Source organism: Teichococcus aestuarii, from assembly GCF_003116135.1.
Taxonomy (GTDB): domain Bacteria; phylum Pseudomonadota; class Alphaproteobacteria; order Acetobacterales; family Acetobacteraceae; genus Pseudoroseomonas; species Pseudoroseomonas aestuarii.
This window is the reverse complement of the sequence record NZ_PDOA01000007.1, coordinates 14,685-35,868: the sequence shown is the minus strand read 5'-3', so window position 1 is coordinate 35,868 and position 21,184 is coordinate 14,685. Positions and strand designations below refer to the sequence as shown.

At 70.4% G+C, this 21,184-nt stretch carries 17 protein-coding genes and 1 pseudogene; 5 read left to right on the top strand and 13 right to left on the bottom strand.

The genetic code is table 11. The annotated features are described in order from the left end of the window. Positions 1 to 21: 21 nt before the first annotated feature. Genes CR165_RS12005 through CR165_RS11990 form a run of 4 tightly spaced genes read right to left on the bottom strand, consistent with a single transcriptional unit; the run spans position 22 to position 4,344 of the window. Positions 22 to 1,689, bottom strand: a complete 1,668-nt coding sequence (locus tag CR165_RS12005; RefSeq protein WP_109517236.1) for a methyl-accepting chemotaxis protein — start codon at positions 1,687 to 1,689, stop codon at positions 22 to 24. Continuing rightward, positions 1,686 to 2,309: a chemotaxis protein CheW gene (locus CR165_RS12000; RefSeq protein ID WP_109517235.1), complete on the bottom strand. Its 624-nt coding sequence runs from the start codon at positions 2,307 to 2,309 to the stop codon at positions 1,686 to 1,688. The genes CR165_RS12005 and CR165_RS12000 overlap by 4 nt, the downstream gene beginning before the upstream one ends. Further along, positions 2,309 to 3,823: a CheR family methyltransferase gene (locus CR165_RS11995; RefSeq protein WP_109517234.1), complete on the bottom strand. Its 1,515-nt coding sequence runs from the start codon at positions 3,821 to 3,823 to the stop codon at positions 2,309 to 2,311. The genes CR165_RS12000 and CR165_RS11995 overlap by 1 nt, the downstream gene beginning before the upstream one ends. After that, positions 3,820 to 4,344 carry a chemotaxis protein CheW gene (locus tag CR165_RS11990; RefSeq protein WP_109517233.1) on the bottom strand — a complete coding sequence of 175 codons (525 nt, stop codon included), beginning with the start codon at positions 4,342 to 4,344 and terminating at the stop codon, positions 3,820 to 3,822. Before CR165_RS11990 ends, CR165_RS11995 begins: the two co-directional genes overlap by 4 nt. 138 nt (positions 4,345 to 4,482) lie before the next feature. Between CR165_RS11990 and CR165_RS11985 the strand changes: the two genes are divergently transcribed. Continuing rightward, positions 4,483 to 5,238, top strand: a complete 756-nt coding sequence (locus tag CR165_RS11985; RefSeq protein ID WP_109517232.1) for a 2-keto-4-pentenoate hydratase — start codon at positions 4,483 to 4,485, stop codon at positions 5,236 to 5,238. 65 nt (positions 5,239 to 5,303) lie between these two features. Here the strand turns inward: CR165_RS11985 and rpoD are convergent, their stop codons facing one another. From rpoD to CR165_RS11970, 3 genes are all read right to left on the bottom strand, one after another. Next, on the bottom strand, positions 5,304 to 7,139 hold the full coding sequence (gene rpoD / locus CR165_RS11980) for an RNA polymerase sigma factor RpoD (protein WP_109517231.1): 1,836 nt from the start codon (positions 7,137 to 7,139) through the stop codon (positions 5,304 to 5,306). A 300-nt stretch (positions 7,140 to 7,439) separates the two neighbouring features. Beyond that, entirely contained in the window at positions 7,440 to 7,727 is a 288-nt protein-coding gene (locus CR165_RS11975; RefSeq protein ID WP_109517230.1) for a type II toxin-antitoxin system RelE/ParE family toxin, read from the bottom strand. 15 nt (positions 7,728 to 7,742) lie between these two features. After that, positions 7,743 to 8,012, bottom strand: coding sequence for a CopG family ribbon-helix-helix protein (locus CR165_RS11970; protein ID WP_109517229.1), 270 nt, complete (start codon positions 8,010 to 8,012; stop codon positions 7,743 to 7,745). A 506-nt stretch (positions 8,013 to 8,518) separates the two neighbouring features. Between CR165_RS11970 and CR165_RS11965 the strand changes: the two genes are divergently transcribed. After that, complete coding sequence (locus tag CR165_RS11965; protein ID WP_109517228.1) at positions 8,519 to 9,553, top strand: replication protein RepA; 1,035 nt, start codon at positions 8,519 to 8,521, stop codon at positions 9,551 to 9,553. Between the two features lie 73 nt (positions 9,554 to 9,626). Here CR165_RS11965 and CR165_RS11960 read toward each other — a convergent pair whose 3' ends face one another. Both CR165_RS11960 and CR165_RS11955 read right to left on the bottom strand, forming a co-directional pair. Beyond that, positions 9,627 to 10,736 (bottom strand): ParB/RepB/Spo0J family partition protein, encoded by a 1,110-nt coding sequence (locus CR165_RS11960; RefSeq protein ID WP_109517227.1) that lies wholly within the window; start codon positions 10,734 to 10,736, stop codon positions 9,627 to 9,629. Beyond that, positions 10,733 to 11,926: an AAA family ATPase gene (locus tag CR165_RS11955; RefSeq protein ID WP_109517226.1), complete on the bottom strand. Its 1,194-nt coding sequence runs from the start codon at positions 11,924 to 11,926 to the stop codon at positions 10,733 to 10,735. The genes CR165_RS11960 and CR165_RS11955 overlap by 4 nt, the downstream gene beginning before the upstream one ends. Before the next feature lie 177 nt (positions 11,927 to 12,103). On the opposite strand from CR165_RS11955, the gene CR165_RS11950 reads away from it, so the two are divergent. The 3 genes from CR165_RS11950 to CR165_RS11940 are packed head-to-tail and all read left to right on the top strand — an operon-like array spanning position 12,104 to position 15,326. Next, positions 12,104 to 12,826 carry a DUF7168 domain-containing protein gene (locus CR165_RS11950; protein WP_109517225.1) on the top strand — a complete coding sequence of 241 codons (723 nt, stop codon included), beginning with the start codon at positions 12,104 to 12,106 and terminating at the stop codon, positions 12,824 to 12,826. Further along, positions 12,823 to 13,272 (top strand): hypothetical protein, encoded by a 450-nt coding sequence (locus CR165_RS11945; protein WP_109517224.1) that lies wholly within the window; start codon positions 12,823 to 12,825, stop codon positions 13,270 to 13,272. The genes CR165_RS11950 and CR165_RS11945 overlap by 4 nt, the downstream gene beginning before the upstream one ends. Next, complete coding sequence (locus tag CR165_RS11940) at positions 13,269 to 15,326, top strand: ATP-dependent helicase (RefSeq protein ID WP_109517223.1); 2,058 nt, start codon at positions 13,269 to 13,271, stop codon at positions 15,324 to 15,326. Before CR165_RS11945 ends, CR165_RS11940 begins: the two co-directional genes overlap by 4 nt. 28 nt (positions 15,327 to 15,354) lie before the next feature. Here CR165_RS11940 and CR165_RS11935 read toward each other — a convergent pair whose 3' ends face one another. The 4 genes and pseudogenes from CR165_RS11935 to CR165_RS11920 all read right to left on the bottom strand — a co-directional run bounded on the left by CR165_RS11935 (position 15,355) and on the right by CR165_RS11920 (position 21,114). After that, positions 15,355 to 17,217 carry a hybrid sensor histidine kinase/response regulator gene (locus CR165_RS11935; RefSeq protein ID WP_109517222.1) on the bottom strand — a complete coding sequence of 621 codons (1,863 nt, stop codon included), beginning with the start codon at positions 17,215 to 17,217 and terminating at the stop codon, positions 15,355 to 15,357. 532 nt (positions 17,218 to 17,749) lie between these two features. Next, positions 17,750 to 18,066 (bottom strand): annotated as a pseudogene (locus tag CR165_RS25630) (integrase core domain-containing protein); the annotation flags it as partial. A gap of 169 nt (positions 18,067 to 18,235) precedes the next feature. Continuing rightward, positions 18,236 to 19,657, bottom strand: a complete 1,422-nt coding sequence (locus CR165_RS11925) for a sigma-54-dependent transcriptional regulator (protein ID WP_109517221.1) — start codon at positions 19,655 to 19,657, stop codon at positions 18,236 to 18,238. Next, the gene (locus tag CR165_RS11920) at positions 19,654 to 21,114 is read right to left on the bottom strand and encodes a sensor histidine kinase (RefSeq protein WP_109517220.1); all 1,461 of its coding nucleotides are present in this window, start codon (positions 21,112 to 21,114) and stop codon (positions 19,654 to 19,656) included. Before CR165_RS11920 ends, CR165_RS11925 begins: the two co-directional genes overlap by 4 nt. Between the last annotated feature and the right edge of the window lie 70 nt (positions 21,115 to 21,184).

The window sequence follows — 21,184 nt, the reverse complement described above, 5'->3', positions numbered from 1 at the left end:
GACGCATGGCCAGCCCCCCGCTCAGAGCCGGTAGCGGTCGGCCAGGGCGACGAGCTGCTGCGACAGCTGCGACAGGTTCGCCGCCGCCGTGTCCAGCTGCCGCGTGCCGGCCGCGGTCTGCTGGCTGGCCTGGCGGATGTTCTGCAGCGCGCTCATCACCTGCTCGATGCCGAGCTGCTGCTGGTTGGTCGAGGCGACGATCTGCTGGAAGGTCTGCACGCTCTCCTGGATGCGGCCGGTGATCTCGGTGATGGTGCTCTGCGTCGTGTCGGTGCGCTCGCGCCCGGTGGCAACACGCTTCACCGCCTCCTCGGTCAGCATGACGGAGGCGTTGATGCCGCGCTGGATGTCGCCCAGGATCGAGCGCACCTGGCTGGTGGCCTCCTTCGCCTGGTCGGCCAGCGTCTTCATCTCGGCGGCGACGACGGCGAAGCTGCGCCCCTGCTCGCCGGCGGCGGCGGCCTCGATGGCGGCGTTCAGTGCCAGCAGGTGGCTGCGCTCGGAGATGTCGTTCACCGTGGCGATGATCTCGCCGATCGCCTGCGTCTTCTCGGAGAGCGCGACGATGTTGGTGGCCACCGCCTCGGCCTGCTCGCGGATGGCGTCCATCGCGCGCACCGTCTCGTCCACCGCGCGCAGCCCGGCGGAGGAGGTCTGCGCCGTGGCCTGGGCGGAGGCGATGACCTCCTGCGCCCGCTTGCCGATCTGCACGCCGGAATGGGTGATCTCGTCGACCGTCGCGGCGGTCTCCTGCACGGCGGCGAGCTGCTCCTCGACGCTGGCGGCCTGCTCCTGCGTGCTGGCGCGGATCTCGGCGGCGGCGGCGTTCAGGTTCTCGGTGGCCTCCCGGCTCTGGCCGGCGAGCTGGCGCAGGCCCTCCACCATGGCGTTGAGCGTGCCGCCGAGGCGGCCCAGCTCGTCATGCCCGGTCGAGGCCAGGTCGCCGCCGAGGTCGCCCCGGCCGACGCGCTCGACGAAGTTCATGAAGGCCGAGAGCGGCCGCACGATGGAGCGGCGGATCAGCACGGTGATGGCGATGCCGAGCAGCACCGCGCCGATCATGACCATGATCACCGAGAAGCGGCTCTCGAGATAGATCTCGTTGCTGCGCCGCTGGCCGCTGCCAATCACCTCGTTCAGCGCCTCCTGCAGTTGGCCGGTGAGGCGGTAGAATTCCTGCCGCGCGGGCAGCAGGGCGGCGCCCAGGCCCTGCACCGCGTCCAGGTTGCCGGCCTGGATGGATTGCAGCTGCTCCTGGCTGCGCTCGCGGATCTGCCGCAGCGGCAGCGCCGCCTGGGTGACGATCTGGGAGATCTGCTGCCAGCCGGCCTGCCGCTCCGTGGAGGCGGCGTTGGCCAGGTTCTGGCTGGCCTGGGCCTGGATCTCGTTCAGCAGGCGCTCTGCCTCGGTGACATAGCGCGGCACCAGCGGGGCCGGGTCCTCGGCTGCCGTCTCCCGGCCCAGGCTGCGCAGCAGGAAGCGCGAGACGGCCCGGCTGCGGGCGTCCTGCAGGTCGTGCTCGGCATCCTGCAGGTCGATCAGCTTGCGCAGCATGGCCATGTCGCGGGTGACCGTGACCTCGGAGGCACGGGTGACCACGCTGATCTGGTTCAGGCTGTAGAGACCCAGGCCGACCAGCAGCAGCGTGATGGCGGTGAAGCCCAGAAGGATACGGTTGGCGATGCTCACGGCGTCACGCTCCGGAAAGTCTCGGGAGAAGACAGGTAGGGTTGCAGCAGGCGGTCCATGTCGATCAGGCCCAGCACCGGCCGGCGGCCGCCGGCCAGGGCGGGAGGCAGCCAGGCATGGCCCGCCACCATCCGCTCCGCCACGGGCTGGCCGGGCTGTTGCAGCGGGGCCACCTCGGCCACGCCCAGCACACGGTCCACGCGCAGGGCGAAGCGGCGCGGAGCGTGGCGCAGCAGCACGACATGCCCCTCCATCATCCGCCCGTGAAGCGCCGGGTCGGCCGCCGCGTCGGGCCGGGCGGCGGGGCGGCCAAGCGCCAGGCCAAGATCCAGCACGCTGAACACCTGCCCGGTGCGGCCGAGCAGCCCCAGCATCGCCGGCGGCGCACCGGGCAGCGGCACGCAGGGCGCGGCAGGCAGCACATGCGCGGCCATGGCCAGGGGCAGGCCGTAGAACTCGTCGCCCAGCGCACACGCGATCACGGACAGGACCGGATGGGCCGCGTCCTGCGCGGCGTCGGCGCGGGCCCGGCCGGCCAGGCTGCGCGTGCGCTCATCCATCAGCCGCTCCGCACGGGCGCGCAGCGACGGCAAGGCCGCGGCGGGGGTCCGGCCGGGCATCAGCGGGCCGTCCCTGCGGGATGGGTGTCGAGATGCAGCCGCGCCGTCTCGCGCAGCGCCCGTGCGGTCATGCCGTCGCCCTCCTCCACGGTCTCGTCCGGCGGCATCGCATGCGCGATGCGCGACGCCACGGCGAGGGCGCGCCGTCCGGCGGCGGCCTCTCCCTCGTCGAGCAGCAGCAGGCCCAGCTGATAGTGCGCCATGACGAAATCGTTGCGCAGGTAGAGGGCACGGCGGAAGGCCCGCTCGGCGGCGGCACGCTGGCCGAGGGCCCGCTGCACCAGCCCCTCGTAATAATGCAGGGCGGCGTCGAGCGGCCATTCCCGCAGGCCGGCCGCGCAGGCCTGGCTGGCCGCGAGAAGGTCGCCCCTGTCGGCCTGGGCGCGCACCTGGTCCAGCCAGCCGGCGCCGCTCTGCCGGGCGGCGCCGCTGTCCTCCTGCGCAGCCGCGGTGGAGGGCGGCGCGGCAGGGCGCGGCGGAGCGGCCACTGGCTGGGCTGGCCCCGGAGGGAAAGCCGAGGCGGGTGCCACCGGCACCCAGGGTGCCGGGTTGGTGACGGCAGGCGGGCTGCCCGGCCACCCGGCCGGCAACGGCCGTGCGGCAGCCGTGGCGGCGGAGGGGGGCGCCAGGCCCGTCTCCCCACGCCGCCGATAGGCGACGGTGCCCGGCAGGTTCACGACCTCCAGGAACTCGGCGAAGTCCGGGTTGGGCTCGGCATGGCCCAGCAGCAGCCAGCCCCCCTCGTGCAGCCGCTCCGACAGGGCCCGGACGATGCGCAGCACCACCTCGGGGTGGAAGTAGATCAGCACGTTGCGGCAGAGGATCAGGTCGTAATCCGTGAACTGGAGCGGAGAAGTGCCGTCCAGCAGACTCAGCAGGTTGTGCTTCTCGAAGCGCACCATGGCGCGGTGCTGGGGCCGCAGCAGCCAGTGGCGGCCATCGGCGGCGGGGATGAAGTCCCGCTGCAACTCCTCCGGCGAGAGGGTCCGCAACGCCCAGCGGCTGAACCGCGCCTGCCGTGCCGTCTCCAGCACCGCCTCGTTCAGGTCGGTGCCCAGGATGGACAGCCGCCAGTCCGGCAGGGCCTCGCCCAGCAGGCGGCGCAGCAGGATGGCCACCGAGTACGGCTCCGCGCCGCTGGCGCAGCCGGCGCTCCAGATGCGCAGCCGGCTCCGCGGGCGGGCCCGCTCCAGCAGGGCCGGCAGGATGGTCTCGCCCAGCGCCGCGAACTGCTCGGCATAGCGGAAGAAGAAGGTCTCGCCGATGGTGATCTCGGCCTCCAGCGCCGCCCATTCGGCCTCGCCCTGCGCCATGTCCCGCAGCCGGGCCAGGTACGCGCCCGCGCCGACCAGCCCGGTGGCATGCAGCCGGCGCCGGACCCGCTCCCACAGCAGCTCGTCCTTGTCCTGGTAGTAGTGGTGGCCCGTGCGGGCGACGATCTCGGCCTTCAGCGCCAGGAAATCCGCGTCCGGCAGCAGGGTGGCCGTGAAGGGCCCGGGCGCCGCGCGCGTCATGCCGCGCCCTCCCTTCCCGCGCCTTCCCACTCCGCCAGCCGGGACTGCGCGCCCTCGCGCAGGGTGGCCAGGGTGGCGGCTTCCTGCGCCAGCAGGATGCGGTCCGGTGCCAGCAGGTGGATGAAGCCTTCCGGCGTCTCGATCTCGGCCGTGGCACAGCCATTCAGCGTCGCCTCGGGCGGCACGGGGCGCAGCCGCTCCGGCGGGATGCGCCGCATGTCCAGCACCCGGTCCACCAGCAGGGCCAGGAGCGGCTTCCCCTCCCCGCCAGTCAGCAGCAGGTGGCGGTACAGCGCGTCCTCGGCGTCGCCGGATGCGGCAAGGCCGAAGAGGCGCGGCAGGTCCAGCACCGGCACCGCCTCGCCGGCGAGATTCATGAAGCCGGCCAGAGGGCGCGGCAGGCCCGGCGGCCGCCAGAGGCGCGGCAGCGGCAGCACCTCGCGCACCGCGGCGCAGGGCAGGGCACAGCGCCGGCTGCCCAGACGCATCACCACGTAATGATCCGCTGGAAGGGCCGTCATAGCGCGCCAGTTCACGAAAGAGGATTTCCCGCTGCGGCGTTTTGGTTACCACCGGTTGTATCGCACGCCAACCGGCTCCCCTCGACCCTGCGGCGTGGGCGCGGCAGGATAGGGCATAACATTCCGGAGATTTCGCTCATGGCCACAGACCTTGCCGCCGCCGCAGCCGCCCTGCTGGAGGCACGCCGCAGCCGCCGCTGGCTGGCCGCGCTGCCCGAGGGCGCCCGGCCCGCCACGCAGGAGGAGGCCGTGGCGATCCAGGCGCTGGTGGCGGAGGCGCTGGGGCCGGTCGGCGGCTGGAAGGTCGGCGCCGCCACGCCGCAGGCCACGCCAAGCGGCGCGCCGCTCTACGCCAGCAATCTGCGCTTCGACAGCACGCCCTTCGCCGCGGCCGATTTCAACATCACCGGCATCGAGGCGGAGATCGGCTTCCGGCTGGGCGCCGACCTGCCCCCGCGCGAGACGCCCTACAGCCGGGAGGAGGTGATGGCGGCGGTGGCCAGCCTGCACCCCACCATCGAGATCGTGGACACCCGCTTCACCGCGCTCAACTGCACCGACGCGCTGAGCCATGTGGCGGACCAGGTCAACCACGGCGCGCTGGTGGTCGGCCCCGCGCTGGAATCCTGGCGCCACATCGACCCGCCGAACGAGCCCGTGCGGCTGACCTTCAACGACGAGGTGGCGGTGGAGCATGTCGGCGGCAACACGGCGGGCGAGCCCACCCGGCTGCTGCAATGGCTGGCCAATGAGGGCACGCTCGGCCTCGGCGGGCTGAAGGCCGGCATGGTGGTCACCACCGGCAGTTGCACCGGCCTGCTGCTGGTGAAGCCCGGCACCCGGGTCCGCGCCAGCTTCCGCAATGCGGGCACGGTCGAGACCGCGATCGTCTGAGCGGGCACGAAAAAAGCCGGGGGCGTTGCTTCCCCCGGCCTCTGGCGACGCTCAGGCCCGGCCTATCAGGCCAGGAAGCTGCGCAGCGACTTGCCGCGCTTCGAGACCTGCAGCTTCTTCAGCGCCTTCGCCTCGATCTGGCGGATGCGCTCGCGGGTCACGTTGAAGGTCTTGCCGACCTCCTCCAGCGTGTGGTCGTTCTCGCCGCCGATGCCGAAGCGCATGCGCAGGATGCGCTCCTCGCGCGGCGTCAGGTCGGAGAGGATGCGCATGGTGGCATCCCGCATCGAGGAGCGCGCGGCGGCCTCGAAGGGGATCACCGCGTTCTCGTCCTCGATGAAGTCGCCGAGGCGGCCGTCATCATCCTCGCCGATCGGGTTCTCGAGGCTCACCGGCTCGCGCGCCAGGCGCTGCACGGCGCGCACCTTGTCCACCGACATGCCCAGTTCGCCCGCCAGCTCCTCCGGCGTCGGCTCGCGGCCGGCCTTCTGGGCGAAGCGGCGGCTCATCCGCGCAACCTTGCCCACCGTCTCCGTCATGTGCACCGGCACGCGGATGGTGCGCGCCTGGTCGGCCAGCGAGCGGGTGATGGCCTGCCGCACCCACCAGGTGGCGTAGGTGGCGAACTTGAAGCCGCGGCGCCAGTCGAACTTGTCCACCGCGCGCATCAGGCCGATGTTGCCCTCCTGGATCAGGTCGCCGAACATCAGGCCGCGGTTGCGGTAGCGCTTGGCGATGTGCACGACGAGGCGCAGGTTGGCGCGCGTCAGCTCCTCCTTCGCCTTGCGCATGTCGCGCTCGCCCCGGCCGACCTCGGCACAGACACGGCGCAGCTCCAGCACCGCCAGGCCGCTCTCCGCCTCCAGCTTGCCGATGGCGGCGCGGATCTCGGGCAGGCCCTCGCGCAGCTCGCGCAGCGCCACCTCGCGCTTGGCGGAGCTGGTGCGCAGCTTCTGCGCCGCTTCCAGCAGCGCCGCCGCCCCCGCCTCGGTGCCATTCCAGACGCCGAGCACGAGATCGCGGTCCAGCCGGGTGGCCAGCGCCAGGCGCACCGCCTTGCCGTCCAGCGCCATCAGGCGGCGGCTCACCTCCCGCACCTCGCCCACCAGCAGGTCGAGGCGCGCGGGACGCAGGCGCAGCGCGCCGAACAGCCCCACCATCTCCACCCGCTCCGCCTTGGCGGCGGCGCTGCCGATGCCGAGCGCGCAGAGCCGCGCATGCGCATCGAGGGCGGCGTTGAAGGCGGCCAGCACCTCGGGCTTCATCTTCTCGTCGAGCGTGGCGTGCGGCGCGGCCTCGCTCTCCTCGCCTTCCTCGAGCTCCGGCAGCGGCGCGGCGTCGGCCGCCATGGCCTCGAGCTCCACCACCTCGCGCAGCGGCATCTCGCCTGCCTCCAGCGCGGCCTTCCAGGCGGCGATGTGGCGGAAGGTCATCGGGTTCTCGCACAGCCCGGCCAGCATGGCGTCGCGCCCGGCCTCGATGCGCTGGGCGAGGGCGATCTCCTCGTCGCGCGTCAGCAGCTCGGTGCCGCTCATCTCGCGCAGGAACATCCGCACCGGGTCGTCGGAGCGGGAGAGGCTCGCCTCGTTGACGTTCCCGCCCTCCGCGGCCTCCTCGCTCGGCTCCTCGCGCGCCTCCTCGGCGTCGGGCGAGCGCTCCTCATCCTCCGCCGGCTCGTCCTCCGCCGCATCGCTGCGCACGTCGATCGTCTCGGGGCTGTCGAACTCCTCCCCGAATTCGGCACGCCAGCCGCGGCCATTGGTCAGCACAGGCACAACCCGTTCCGCCTCCTGCCCTTCCCGGGCCAGGATGTCCCCATAGGTGCCCGCCCGTGCCTTGAGTTCCGCGCCATTCTCCGCGTCACCCTGATCCGCCGCGCCGTAGGTAAACATCCCGTCCATCGATTCACCTGTCTCGTTCGTGCTGGGGGACCAGGGAAGGCCCCATCTCGTATCGTGTCTCGCCGGAGTGTCCCGGGCCTGCCGGCCCGCAGGCCATAGCCCGCCGCCGCGCGGCGGCGCGACTTTAGAGGGCGAGATCATAAGGAAAGCTGGGCGTCCGCTCCGCCAGACGCCTGCCTCATCTAGGGAGCCGTTCCCGCTCCCAAAACCCCCGCCGCCTGCAAGGCGGCGATGCGGTGGCATGCCAGGGGTGCCGCCGGCCCGCCGCCAAGGGCTTCAACCGCCCCGAAGCCGAGCTGCTCATGCGCGCTCCTCTTGGCCGTGCCAGACCCGAAGGATGACCACCGTTCCCGCCTCCCCCAGCTGGTAGCGCAGCCCGAATGCCGTTCCGGCGAAAGGCACCACCAGCTCCCGCCGGCCCGTGCCATCGGCCAGGGGGCGGCCGATGGCGCCTTCGGCCAGGCGGTCCGCGGCGCGGGCGACAGCCTGGGCGGCACGCCGCGCCGCCTCGGGATTTCTCTCGTGCAGAAGGAGAAGAAGGCGCTCAAGAGCGCCGACCGCCTCCGGCAGCCAGGTCAGGACAGCCATGTCGTGGTCCGGCGCTCACTCAGGGCGAGGTCGCCCGCTCTCCGTTCCGAAGCTGTCCAGCCACTCCCGCACCGAGGCGTGCGGCACGCCGCGCCCGGCCAGGCGGTACTGTTCCCAGCGCGCCAGATCCTCCTGCTTCTCCTGCTCGTAGCTTTCCTCGCGGTCGAGATACTCGAGCACGGCCTTCTTCATCAGCCAGTGCGGCGAGCGGTCACGCAACTGGCCGAGCGCCTGCAGTCGCCTGCGGGTCTCCTCATCCAGCTTCAGCGCGAGGCTGCTCGACATCGGCCATGCTCCGGGGTGCCACTCGGTCATACTCGTCTATACCGTTGCCTCCTGTCACAGCAATGAAATCTGTGCAGGGCTGTCCCCACGCCCACGCTCAAGCCGGCGGTGCGCGAGGCAGAGGCGCGGCCGGCATATGTGAACCTTGCCAGCCGAGGGGCTCTGCCTCCCTCCACCGATTCGCGTGCCCGGTGTGAACTTTGCCAGCCGGCGCAAAGCGGGCGGCCAGGGGTCTCTTGTGAACTTTGCCAGCCGGCCGGGAGGCGCCGGGAAGCCCGGGATGTGAACCTTGCCAGAACCCGGATTTCCCGATTTATCGTCTTTTTACAGAGAGTTGTGGAGTTATCCACGTGAACCCTGCCAGCCCTTCTTCAATAACAATCTCTCCTCTACCCCTAGGCTTGCTCTGGGCTGGCAAGGTTCACAGACCTGGGAAGGACCCGTGACGGGGCTGGATGGCAAGGTTCACATCGACGGACGAGAAACGGCGTTGCAGGGTGCGGCGCATGGTCGAGCCAGATGACAAGCCGGGCAGCAGCGTCGAGCAGGGAGACCTGTTCGGGCCTAACAACAGCGTGCACCGGATTGTCGCGGCCAAGGGGGCCAAAGGAGCCGTGAAGGCAGCCCAGACAGCCATCCTCGAGCCGCGCCCGCCCAGCCTGCCGAAGGCGCTGGCCGGGCGTATGGGGCGGCAGATCGCCGACACCGCCTCCTCCGCCATCGTGCGCGAATTCGAGGGCACCAGCGAGATCGGCTACAGCTACTCCGCATGGTGCCTGGCCGGCCTGCCGCACCGGGACCAGCCCCGGGACCAGAACTGGCTGATCGAGACCGATTTCGCCCGGCTCCTGGTCCGCCCCGGCGTGCGGCTGCGCGACGACAACAGCCAGGAATATGTCGGCGTGCCCTTCGGCAGCTATGCGCGGCTCCTGCTGATCGACTGGCAGACCGAGGCGCTGGAGCGTGGCAGCCGGGAGATCCACATGGGGCGCTCGGCCAGCGCCGTGGTGGCCCGGCTCGGGATCAACCGCGGCGGGCCGAGCAACGGCAAGGTGGCCGAGCAGCTGGAGCGCCTCGCGAGCTGCACCGTCGACTTCAGCTTCGGCAACGACAAGAAGGGCGTCATCGTCAACCAGCGCCTCGTCGATGCCTTCAGCTATGTGGGCGAGCCCGATCCACGCTCCAAGAAGACGGCCAGGCTCGTGGAGCGCGTGGTTCTCTCCCAGGCCTTCTTCGACGAGTTGCGGCGGCACCCGGTGCTGGTGGACCGCGCCGCGGTGCGGGACCTGACCACCTCGCCGCTGGCGATCGACATCTATCTCTGGCTGGCCTACCGGCTGCACTCCCTGCAGAAGGAAACGCCGATCGGCTGGGACAGGCTGTGGCGGCAGTTCGGCTCCAAGGTGGGCGCGCTCAAGAACTTCAAGACGCAGTTCGAGGGACCCCTGCACCTGGCATTGTCCGCCTACAAGAACGCCAAGGTGCGCGTGAGCGACCGGGGATTGCTGCTGGAGCCCTCCCCTCCCCCGATCCATCACTGAGCGGCTTGCAGGGATCACACCCTGCCGCCCCCCCGCCGCTGGGAAGGATCACAGGCAGCCCGCCCCGTCTGCCCTAGCCGCCCGAGCGGCGCGGCTTCTGCAGCCCTGCCGCCAGTTCCGGCAGGCGATCCGCCATGGCGTGCACCGTCTCATCGGTCAGCGAGGTGGCGAAGCGGAACACCCATTGCCCGCCATTGCGGGTCAGGGTTCCGATGCGGCGGCCCTCATGGACGATATGGCGGCGTTCGGGCGGCTCGGGCTGCGCCGCCGGCTGGCGGCTGCCGCGCCCCTCGGCGGCCCGCATCAACACCGCGATCTGCTCATCCGGGTCGAAGGCGGATTGCGCCTGGCGCCGATAAGCGTCGAGGGCCTCCAGAATGCGTGCCAGCGCGTCCGGGCTGGCCTCGACGGCTTCCATCACCCGGCGGGCCCGCAGCACGGCCAGGCGCCGTGGCTCCTCCAGCCGCTCGATGATCTCGGCGGGAAAGCGCGAGAGCCGGAGGTAGAGGCTGAGCGTCGAGGGATCGAGGCCGAACTGCGCCGCAAGCTCCCGGCCCGGCCCCTCGAGCCGGGCGCGGACCTCGGCGAACCAGCGGGCACGCTCCAGCGCCGAGATGTCCTCGCGCCGCTCGTTCTCCGAGAACTGCACCCGCAGCATCGCCGCATCGTCAAGGGCACGGATGCGGGCGAGGACGGAAAGGCCCAGGCGGCGGCAGGCTTCCAGCCTCCGGCGGCCGGCGGCGATCTCGTAGCGCCCCTCCGGCTGGCGGCGGACGGTGATGGCGTCGTTCTGGCCGTTGTGGCGGATGTCCTCCAGAAGCGCCGTGAACTCCGGTCCTTCGAAGGCACCTGGCAGCCTGTCGCGCGGCAGGGGATCGGCGATCACGGAAGGGTCCAGGAAGAGGAACTCGTCGGCCGAGTCCCCTGCCCTGCCGGCCGCATCACGGGCATGGGCGAGCGCACGCTCCAGCCCGGCATTGGCGGTGCTGGCCTTGGCCAGCTCGGCCTCCAGCCGCACCACCCGCTCCCGCAGGCCCTCGGCCGCGAGGTTCAGCGCCGCGGCAGGCCTGTGCACCCCGGCCCCTTCCGGCGCCGCAGGGCGGCCGGACGCGGCGTCGGTCATTGCGGTCCGGTCGCGGACAGCCTGGGCCAGGGTGCCGAAGCGGGAGGCGGGGGGCTTCATGGTTGCGTCTCCTTCACCATCGCGTCGCGGCCCCAGGCCCGCCAGACGTCCCGCTCGATCGCGCGGCTGACGCTGTTGGCGCTGGCCAGGACACGGTTGTAGGCGGCCCGGTCCGTGCTGGGCTCGTACTCGTAGAGGGTTTCCTTGCCGAAGCCGGCGGTCCCCATGATGCGCGAATGCAGGAAGGGATCCGGCAGCACCATGTCGGTGAAGCGCTCGCGCAGCAGGTTCAGCAAGGCTTCCTGGCTGCGGTCGGTCGGATCATAGGCAGTCACCAGGATGCGGTTGAAGGCCAGCTTCAGCCCGTGGCCGAAAGCCTCCTGAAAGGCGGTGGTGTAGCCGGCGAGGTGGGCGAAGAACTCCCCCGTCGATGCCAAGTCGGTCATGGTGGCGCGGCTTGGCACCACGATCCCGGTCGCCGCGTGCAGGGCGGTGGTCATCAGCATGTTGACGTCCGGCCGTGTGTCGATGACCGCCACATCATAGTCGCCGGCAACCTCTGCCAGGAAGGCGGACAACTCCTCGAAATAAAGGGTTTCCTCCGCTTCACCGCTGGCTGCCCGGCGTGCCAGCATCTCCTCCGCCTCCGACAGGGCCGCACCCGCGGGGACGAGGTCGATATTGGGCCAGTAGGTCGGCTGGCAGAGGGCCTTGGCGGAGAGTGGAACATGCTGCCGCGCCACCCAGCCGGCAAAGCTGTTGCCAAGCCCCACCTCCTCCGCCGGGTCCATCCCGAACTGCGCCGTGGTACTGCCCTGGCTGTCCAGATCGATCAGCAGGATACGGTAGCCCGCAAGTGCCATGTACTGCGCGAAGTGCACGCTGCTGGTGGTCTTGGCGGAGCCACCCTTGAAGTTGGTGAAGGCTATGGCCGCCAGTTCCTCGCCTTTCGCTGCGTCACGTCGAGGCAGGAAGGACAACTGCCCGGTGCTTTCATAAAGTGCCGCGCGCGCCGCCATGATCTCGGCGAAATCCACGCGGGCCCGTGGCGCGATCCCCTTGCCCGCCGGCTTCAGGCCGCTGGCCTGCCGCAACTGCCGAGGCGTCACGCCCAGCAGTGCAGCCACCTCCTGGGTCGAGAAACGCCGCAGCCGCTTGCGCTTGTCCGGGGCATTCTCCACCTCGATGGCCATGCGCTGCGCGGTACGCAACACCTCGGCGACGTGGCGGAACCTGGCGGCCTGATCCATCGCACTACCTTTGAATCCGTCTTTTTCTCCTTAATGGCCTATGGTGGCTTGTGGAAGCCCCTATGGCATTGGATGCATCCAACATCGGCCAGAAGGCCCATTGGATGCATCCAATTCCGCCGCCCTGCCATCCCGCCGGACCCATGGTATAGAGCGCCGCTGCGAAGGAGCTGGGCCATGATGCAACGCGATGAACTCACCCGTGTAAAGGCACGCATCAAGGCCCTGACCGAAAAGACGGTGTCCAATGGCTGCACCGAGGCAGAGGCGATGGCCGCCGCCGAGATGGCCGGGAGGCTGCTCGAACGCTACGCGCTGAGCATGGACGAGATCGAGGTCCGGCAGGCGCGCTGCGTACAGGCCGAGGTGCCTTTGGCGGGGCGGCAGAGACGGCCCATCGATGGCTGCGTCCCGGCCGTGGCGCGGTTCTGCGGTTGCAAGGTCTGGCTGAGCCGCGACGAGGATGGGGCGCGCTATGTCTTCTTCGGCTTCGAGAGTGACGTGGCCCTGGCCACTTACCTGTTCGCGGTGATCGAGCGGGGTATGCAGACGGAGCTGGAGCACTTCCGCCACGCCCATCCCGCCCTGCGCGGCGTGCCGCTGCGTCAGGCCTCCGTCAGCTACCAGCAGGGCATGGCCGGGCGGATCGCCGAACGGCTGGAAGCGATGCTGGCGGCGCGCGAGGCCGAAGTGGCCGCCCAGCGCAGCGACAGCACCGCGTTGATGATCGTCAAGCACCGGGTGGTGGAGGACGCCTTTCGGGAGACCACCATACGGCTCGTCGCCACGCGCCGGGCGGGGATCCGGGCCAATGGCGCCTACCGCCAGGGCTATGCCGCGGGAGACCGGATCAACCTGAACCGGCCGGTCGGCGGAAGGACGCGCGACGTACTGCCATGAGCCGCGCCAGGGATACGCAGCGCGCCCGCGTCTATGCCTGGGAGGACCGCTTCGTCGCGCCTTTCGGCGGCGGGGCGGTCGGCTTCGCGCAGGCCGCGCGCATGGTCGAGGCGATCTGGGCGGATCTGGGGCTGCGATATCCTCCCAGGGTCGAGCCTCTGCCCGCCCAGGCGCGCCGGCGCCTGGCGGATGCCGACCGGATGCGGCTGCGGCTTCCCGAATCCGTGCCGGACTGGGTCCTTCTGCATGAACTGGCCCATGCCCTGAGCGCCACGCATGACGGCCAGTCGGATGGCCATGGTGCCCGGTTCCTGGGATTGTATGCGCAACTTCTGATCCGTTATCTCCGCATTCCGGAGGAAGCCTTGTTTTCCTCGATAGCCGAGGCCGGGCTGCGCGTCGATCGGGCGGCGCGGCCGCCGTTCCTGGATCCTGTCCGCGCATGACGGAGACCCTGTCTCACCTGGCCGGCCTGAACGAGGCGCAGGCCGCGGCCGCCATGGCCACGGCGCCGCAACTCGTCCTGGCGGGCGCCGGCTCCGGCAAGACCGAGACCCTGACCCGGCGGGTTGCCGATCTGATCCTCCGGCGTGGCGAGGCACCCGAACGCCTGCTCTGCATCACCTTCACCACCAAGGCGGCGGGAGAGATGCGGGCCAGGCTGGCCGCGCGGCTGGGGGCGGGGAGGGTGCCCCGCTGGGTCGGCACCTTCCATGCCGTCATGGCCCGGCTGATGACCGAAGAGGCGTCGCAGGTGCCCGGCCTGCCGCGCGGCTTCGCCATCCTGGGGCAGTCCGATGCACGGGCCGTGCTGATGGCGCTCGCCGGGCTGAAGGATGCGCGCGAGGGAATGGCGCTGCAGGATGCGGTGTCGCTGCTGAAGGGATCCCTTCTCGGCGCACGGGATGCCTGCCCGCAGGGTCCTGCCTTCGCCCGCTTCGAGGCGGAGACCCTGCGGCAGGCGCAGGCCCTGCTCCCCGCCTATCGCGCGGAACTGGACCGCCGCGCGGCGCTGGATTTCGACGACCTGATCACCCGCCCCGTCGAGGCCATGCAGGCGGACCGCGCCCTGGCGCAGCGCTGGGGAACGAGATGGTCGGAGCTGCTGGTCGACGAGTACCAGGACACCAACCTGGCCCAGCACCGGCTGATACGCCTTCTGGCGGGGGAACAGGGAAGGGTCTTCGCCGTGGGCGACGACACCCAGTCCATCTATGGCTGGCGGGGCGCCGATGTGTCGCAGATCCGCCGCTTCCGCCGCCAGTATCCGGGGGCGGGGGAGACCATCCGGCTGGAGATCAACTACCGTTCCGCCCGTGCCATCCTGCTGGCGGCGAATGCCGTCGCGGCGCGCGACCCGCAGGCGCTGCGCAAGACTCTGCGGCCGGCCCGGCCCGATGCGGACTGGGGCACGCCCCTGCTGCTGCGCGAGGCGGAGACGCCGGAGCAGGAAGGCCGGGCGGTGGTGAAGCATCTTCAGGCGCTGCGCGCGGGGGAGGAGGGTCTTCCCTGGAGGGAATGCGCGGTCCTGCTGCGTGCGGGATTTCTGGCGGAGCCTATCCTGGCGGCCCTGGCCGAGGCAGGAATGCCGTTCCGCCGCGTCTCGGAGCGGGAGCCGGAAGTGCCCCGCGATATCCTGGCCGCCCAGGCCTGGCTCCAGCTGGCCATGAGCCATGACGGGCATGGCTGGAACGCCGCCGCCGATGATGCCTTCCGCCGGGCCTGCGCCCATCCGCCCAGAGGGATCTCCGGGCGGCTGTTCGCGCAGCTCCGCCAGCATGCCGCGGAGACCGGCCTGGCCCTGGCCGCCGCGGCGGAGGACCTGCCCGGCTCCGACGAGGACCGCCTGCGGCTGCGGGCAGTCGCCGATCAGGCGCGGGCACTTGCCGCGGACATCCACAGGCGCCGCCTGCCGCCGGAGGATGCGCTGCAACTGGCCGCCGAGCGGGCCGGGCTGGCCGCCGGGCTGCGGGAAGCGGGGCAGGCGCATCTGGCGGCCTGGGAGGCGGCCTTCAGCGCCGCCAGCCGCTTTGGCAGCCCCGCCGCCTATTGCGAGGCCACGGCGCTGGGAGAGGCGGCGGATGCCGACCTGCAGGCCGACGTCGTGCCGGTGATGACGCTGCACCGCGCGAAGGGCCTTGAATTCGACCATGTGCTGATGCCCGGCCTGGAGGACGGCGTTTTTCCCAGCTACCGGGCGGAGGCGCAGGGCAGCCTCGCAGAGGAGCGCCGTCTTTTCTATGTCGGCCTGACGCGGGCCCGGCGCAGCCTGTGGCTGAGTTGGGTGCGGCACAGGCGGGACTGGGCAGCCAAGCCTTCCCGCTTCCTTGCGGAGATTCCGGAACAGCTTTTCAAAGGCCCGCCCGGCGCCGGGGCGCCTCCCGGCCCGGTCAAGAGGACGCTGCCCCCTCCGACCCAGGCGGAGACGGACCGCCTCGTCGCGGAATTCCACGCCCGCAGGAAGCCTCCCGGATCGGGCCGCAGGAAGAGGGAAGGGTAGGGGCGGCTCGTGGCCGGAGCCGGATCCTCTACCTGGCCTTGCCGATCATCTCCTGCACCTTCGCGGCGAGGGCGCCGAGTTCGAACGGCTTGGTCATCAACATCATTCCGGGTGCCAGGGGCTCCTTCAAGGCGTCCCCGGCATAGCCCGTGATCAGCAGCACCGGCAGGTCTGGCCAGCGCTGGCGTGCGGCGTCGGCCACCTGCCGCCCGTTGAGGCCGTTCGGCAGGCCCAGATCGGTCACCATCAAGGCCACCTGGGGTGCCTCCTGGCCGTAGAGGATGCGCAGCGCCGAAGGGCCATCGGTGGCCTCCAGCACCCGGTAGCCCAGTTCGCGCAGATATTCGGCCGAGACCGAGCGCACCGGCGCCTCATCCTCGACCAGCAGCACGACGCCTTGCCCGGCCGGTTCGGCGAAGCGCCTCCCGGCCGCCGGCTGCGGCACGGCGGCAACGGAATGCTCGCCCTGCCGGTCCGCACGCGGGAGGTAGAGGCGCAGCGTCGTGCCCTGGCCAACGGCGCTGTCGATATGCACCGCGCCATAGGATTGCCGCACGAAGCCGTAGATCTGGGAGAGACCGAGACCCGTTCCCTGGCCGAGCGGCTTCGTGGTGAAGAACGGCTCGAAGGCGCGCGCCTTGGTCGCCTCGTCCATTCCGGTGCCGGTATCCGTCACCGCGATCTCGACATAGTCGCCGGGCTGGGCGCCCTCCTGGTAGGCGATCTCCGCCGCGTCTAGATGGACATTGCGGGTGGCGATCGCCAGCCTGCCGCCTTCCGGCATGGCATCGCGCGCGTTGATGGCCAGGTTGAGCAGGGCATGTTCCAGCTGGTTCGGGTCGCACAGCACGGGCCAGGAGCCGTCGCAGAGGCGCAGCTCGACCCGCACCTCGGGCCCGACCGTGCGCCGGATCAGCTCCGTCATGCCCGTGGCCAGCAGATCCGGATTCACCGCGCGGGGATGAAGGGCCTGGCGGCGGGCAAAGGACAGCAGGCGGTGCGTCAGTGCCGCCGCACGCTCCACCCCCTGCCGCGCCGCATCCACGAAGCGTTCCGCCTCCGCCACACGCCCCTGCGCGACGCGGTGCTGCATCAGCTCCAGGCTGCCCATGATTCCCTGCAGCATGTTGTTGAAGTCATGCGCGATGCCGCCGGTCAGCTGGCCCACCGCCTCCATCTTCTGGGCCTGGCGCAGCGCCTCCTCGGCCTGGATGCGGTCCATGGCCTCGGCCTGCAGGGCATCCAGCGCGCTGCGCAATTCTGCGGTGCGCGTGTCCACCTGCACCTCCAGCGTCTCGTTCAGGTTGCGCAGCGCCGCCTCGCTTTCACGCAGGCGGCCCTCGGCGGCACGGCGCTCGGTCACGTCCTGGCCAATCTTGAGGAAGCCCTGCAGCTTGCCGTCCGGCCCTCGCAGAGCGGTCCTGCTGCCCTCGATGAACACCCGGGAGCCGTCGCGGCGGAGGTGCCAGCGCACATTCGGCGCCGAACCCTTCTCCCGCGCGACCGCAGCCTCCCATTCGGGCACACCCTGCTCGCGGTCCTGCGGTGTGTAGAGCAGGGAGCCCGGCTGCCCCACCGCCTCCGCGGCGCTCCACCCGAACACCACAGCCGCGCCTGGCAGCCAGTCCGTGATCCGGTCCTCCGCATCGGTGAGGAAGATCGCGTAGTCGCGCGCCTTCTCGACGATCAGGCGGAAGCGCTCCTCGCTCGCCGCCAGGGCCGCAGTGGCGCGATGCAGGGCTTCGTTCTGCGCCTCTGCCGGCGGTGCTTCGGCAGGGACGGGGCCGGCCCCCGGCCTCGCGCGGGCAAGCTCGGCGCGAAGCCGGGCCACCTCGGCGTTCAGCGCTGCCTCGCGGCTTGGCCCGAGGCCGTCCTGCCTATTCTCGCTCATCTGCCTGAAGAGGATGGGCGCCGGCTGTCCGTGCCGCAGGCGCGAACACCAGGGAAGGAGGCGCGATGAAGCGCGCCCTCCCGGAGCGGAGCCAAGCCGGCGCGGCCTGTCGCGCGGCAGAATGCAACGTGGATGAGCATGCCATGCAACCTTGATACCCAAGACCGATGCCAGACCTCGACGCGATCTGCCCCTCTAAAGTTGCAGCAGGCAGAAGGGTTGCGGCATGAGTCCCGATGCCGCATGGCCGCACACGCGCAACTGATGCCTGGCCGATCTCCGGCGACTGCAGACTATCACCATGGCCGCTATGGCCGCCCGCGCCTGCAGCAGGCGCCTGCATGCCGCCGGTTGTCCTGTTCGCCGGGGCCATTTCGAGACAGGCTCATGCGGGCCTATGGGAGCCAGGCTATCGTCCGCCGGCGCTTCCGTCCCCCGGCCACCCACAGCCGCCATGCCTTTGCCGTTGCCCCGAAGCTGCTGGGCTGGGCCAAGCGCGAGCAGTGGCGGGCGCAACTTGCCTGCTCGGCGCTCACCATGGCCATCCGGTGGCATGGCGCGCCCGGCTGGGCGTGCGGGAGCAGAGCGTAGGCAGGCCGAGCAAGGTGAGGCAGCTTGTATCCGGCGCTGGCGGGCGATAGCCCAAGGCACTGCGTGGCCGGACCGTGTTGTCGTGCCGCCGCCAGCGCTCGATCAGCACCTCGGCCTCGCAGAGCGAGCAGAAGATCTCCCGCCCCAGCCAACTGCGCACCGCCTTGGCCGCGAACGCCCGCCCGTTGCCAGAGCGGATGTGGTCCGGCGGACTGCGTTTTCGATAGGCAGCTCGGCCAGGACCCGAAGCACGTCATCTGCATGGCATGGAAGCCAATGCAGGGTTTCGACATCCGCGCCATGGGCGGCAGTGGCCAGGACACCAGACCGTAACCTTCATAGAAGCTGCGTGACTCTCGAAGAACGTCTTGCCATCCGTTGCGCCGCGCCCCTTCGGTATCCAGGCCAGCAGCTCTCGCGGAGGCCCTCATCGTGCCTTCAGTCCCAGTCGCCGCATGCGGTCCCACAGCGTGGTGCGCGAGACGCCGAGCGCCCGGGCAGCATCGCCGAGCCGGCCTCCATGTTCCGCCAGGACAAGGCTGATATGTTGTCGTTCAGCCAAGTCGCGCGCCTCAGCCAGCGATTGCCTACCTTCTTCGATTGAATCACTGGAGTTGGAGGACATCGGCTGGCCAACAGGATGCGGGCCTGCCGCAGCATCAGGTGGTTCGCCGCTCCGGGAACGCTCCGGAAAGAGATCCGCCGCGCCAATCTGCGAGGTGGCGGCGAATAGCGCCGCACGCTCGATACGGTTGCGCAATTCACGAAGATTGCCGGGCCAGGAATGTGCCCGCAGCGCCGCCAGCCCGTCCGCAGCGAAATTGAATGATGTCTCGGCTCTGCCGCCCGTGACGCGACGCAGGAAGTAGCATGCGAGCTCGTCGATATCCTCAGGCCGGTCACGCAGCGGCGGCACAATCAGGTCCAGGACTGAGAGCCGGAACCAGAGATCCTGCCGGAAGCTGCTCCTTGTCGTCATGGACCGCAGATCGGCATGCGTGGCCGCTACAATCCGAGCTCGGAAGGGGCGGGGCCGGCGGGCACCCACAGGTAGGAATACCTGCTCCTCGACCAAGCGGAGCAGACGAGCCTGAAGTGCCGTGCTCAGTTCGGCGATCTCGTCAAGGAAGAGCGTGCCGGCGCCGGCCTGCCCAACAAGCCCTGGGACCTCCTCGGCAGCAGATCCTTGGCCCACACCTTCCTGACCAAGCAGAACGGCTTCGGCCTGTGCCAGCTCGGCCGGCAGAGCGGCGCAATCAACCACCACGAAGGGTTCCTGCGCCCGCGAGCCCATGTCATGCAGCATGCGCGCCATGTAACCCTTGCCGGCGCCGCTCTCTCCGGTGATCAGCACCGGAACTCCTGTTTCTGCGGTGCGCCCAAGCAGGCTGTGCAGGGCCCGCATGGGCGGCGAGCGCCAGCCGGGCATGCCCTGCGCCCCTGCGGCGCCGGCCTCAGGATCCGCGCGTGCACGCTGCAACTCGGCAAAGCCGGACAGTTTGTGGAGGAGCTGCTGCACTGGGAAAGGCTTGGCCAGGTAGTCATCCACGCCAAGGCGCATCAGGCGCACGGCTTGCTCGATGCCCCCATAGGCTGTCATCACCACCACCGGTGTCGTACCGAGCTCCGGCATCAGCCGTGCGATGAGAGCTTCGCCGCTCTCGTCGGGCAGGCGGATGTCGCAGAGCACCATTGTCGGCCGATGGCGGCGCAGCAGCGCTTCTCCTTCTGCGGCAGAGCGTACCCAGTGCGTGGCAACCCCCGCAAGCCGCAGACGCTGCACCAGCGATCGGCCCAGAACGGCGTCGTCCTCGATCAGCGCCACGGAAAGCGCGGCTTCCTGGTTCATGCGAGAAGCTCCGGAGGCATTGGCTCGTTCTGCGACAATGTGGCGGCGGCCTGCAGGATGATACGCGTGCCACGCCCACCTGCTCCAGGCTGCACCGCGATCTCCACGGCCAGTTGCTGACCGAGGGCGGCAACCACCTCCAGCCCGAGCCCGAGGACAGGCGCCGCATCGTCCTCTGCGGGGGAAGCAGGGCTGCAAAGCCGCCGCTCGGCGGCTGGCGAAAGGCCCGCACCGCTGTCCTCGACCACAACGGCGAGCCGCGCATCGGTTCCCACCTTCACTTCCAGCCGGACGCGGCCACCCGCTGGCGTGGCCGCAACCGCATTCAGCAGGAGGTTGAGCACCATCTGCCGTAGACGCAGCGCGTCCACGGGGAAAGGTTCTGGCAGCGCCACGCACCAGTCGAGCGCAATGCCACGCCGCTGTGCGGCAGGGGTGACGAGCACGCGCAGATCCTCGAAATCCGCTGCGGCGAGGGAGCGTGGCGGACCCCAGTCACGGTGCACGGCCAGGGTCGAGGCAACGACCCGCTCAATCTGGCGCAAACCTCGTTCCAGAACGTCCAGCGCCTCATTCCGCTCGTGCTCGTCATGGCCGAACTGTCGCGCCGTCTCAACGGCGGTCAGCATGCCAGCGAGCGGGTTCCGCACCTCATGCGCGACGGTCCCGACGAGCCGGCCGAGCAATGCCGCCCGCTCCCGTTCGGCCAGACGCCGGGAGAGGTTTTCCCGCCTGGTGAGCTGCGCGACCATGCCGTTGAAGGCATGCCCCAGCCGACCTGCCTCGCTGTCCGAGGGCGGCATCATAGGCTCGGCAAGCGGTTCGAGCTGCCCGGCTCCGACCCGCCGCAGCGCCTGAGTGATGGCTAGCACTGGCTTGAGGGCATGGCGCGCGGCAAGTGCGGAGAAGGCCGCGCCGATCAAGGCGATGGCCAGGCCGAAGCTCAGCATCGCCAGGTCAAGCCGGCGCCGGCGCTCCGTGATGGAAGAGACGTCGAGCTTCGCTGCGACCACGCCGATCACCTGCCCACGGTCCTTGAGCGGGCGCTGCGCCCAGACCGCGTCGCCATCGGTGGCCAATTCCCAGATATGGCCACGCAGGCCGCGGGCAAAGGGGGCAGGCCATTCAGGGTTGGGGCCGATTCCGGCGGAGGCAAGCCGCTGGCCATCCGCAGAGCCGATGGCAATCCGCCGTTCCCGGATGCCTTCCTGAAATCCAAGCGCGCGCTGCAGGGCTTCCTGGAGCGCCTCGGCGTCACCATTCCGCACCGCTGGCAGTACCGCGGCGGCAAGACCATCGAGATACACCCGGCCCAGGCGCTCTGCCTCCTGATCCAATCGTTGCCCCATCGCCCAGCTGACGAGTTGTCCTGTCGTCACGGTGAACAGGAACACAGTGGCTGCCGTCAGGAGCGGCACACGAAGGGCAAGCGGCGGGAGAGGAAGACGGAATGCCATCGGGGAGAATCGCAATGTCTGCTGCCACTTCTGCTCAACGCCAATGCGGCGCTGTCGTCGCCTGCTCAGC

Excerpts from the sequence above, each read along its gene's own strand:
- CR165_RS12000 (WP_109517235.1), bottom strand. The coding sequence starts at position 2,309 with ATGCCCGGCCGGACCCCCGCCGCGGCCTTGCCGTCGCTGCGCGCCCGT.
- CR165_RS11995 (WP_109517234.1), bottom strand. The coding sequence starts at position 3,823 with ATGACGCGCGCGGCGCCCGGGCCCTTCACGGCCACCCTGCTGCCGGAC.
- CR165_RS11990 (WP_109517233.1), bottom strand. The coding sequence starts at position 4,344 with ATGACGGCCCTTCCAGCGGATCATTACGTGGTGATGCGTCTGGGCAGC.
- CR165_RS11985 (WP_109517232.1), top strand. The coding sequence starts at position 4,483 with ATGGCCACAGACCTTGCCGCCGCCGCAGCCGCCCTGCTGGAGGCACGC.
- rpoD (WP_109517231.1), bottom strand. The coding sequence starts at position 7,139 with ATGGACGGGATGTTTACCTACGGCGCGGCGGATCAGGGTGACGCGGAG.
- CR165_RS11975 (WP_109517230.1), bottom strand. The coding sequence starts at position 7,727 with ATGGCTGTCCTGACCTGGCTGCCGGAGGCGGTCGGCGCTCTTGAGCGC.
- CR165_RS11970 (WP_109517229.1), bottom strand. The coding sequence starts at position 8,012 with ATGTCGAGCAGCCTCGCGCTGAAGCTGGATGAGGAGACCCGCAGGCGA.
- CR165_RS11965 (WP_109517228.1), top strand. The coding sequence starts at position 8,519 with ATGGTCGAGCCAGATGACAAGCCGGGCAGCAGCGTCGAGCAGGGAGAC.
- CR165_RS11960 (WP_109517227.1), bottom strand. The coding sequence starts at position 10,736 with ATGAAGCCCCCCGCCTCCCGCTTCGGCACCCTGGCCCAGGCTGTCCGC.
- CR165_RS11955 (WP_109517226.1), bottom strand. The coding sequence starts at position 11,926 with ATGGATCAGGCCGCCAGGTTCCGCCACGTCGCCGAGGTGTTGCGTACC.
- CR165_RS11950 (WP_109517225.1), top strand. The coding sequence starts at position 12,104 with ATGATGCAACGCGATGAACTCACCCGTGTAAAGGCACGCATCAAGGCC.
- CR165_RS11945 (WP_109517224.1), top strand. The coding sequence starts at position 12,823 with ATGAGCCGCGCCAGGGATACGCAGCGCGCCCGCGTCTATGCCTGGGAG.
- CR165_RS11940 (WP_109517223.1), top strand. The coding sequence starts at position 13,269 with ATGACGGAGACCCTGTCTCACCTGGCCGGCCTGAACGAGGCGCAGGCC.
- CR165_RS11935 (WP_109517222.1), bottom strand. The coding sequence starts at position 17,217 with ATGAGCGAGAATAGGCAGGACGGCCTCGGGCCAAGCCGCGAGGCAGCG.
- CR165_RS11925 (WP_109517221.1), bottom strand. The coding sequence starts at position 19,657 with ATGAACCAGGAAGCCGCGCTTTCCGTGGCGCTGATCGAGGACGACGCC.
- CR165_RS11920 (WP_109517220.1), bottom strand. The coding sequence starts at position 21,114 with ATGGCATTCCGTCTTCCTCTCCCGCCGCTTGCCCTTCGTGTGCCGCTC.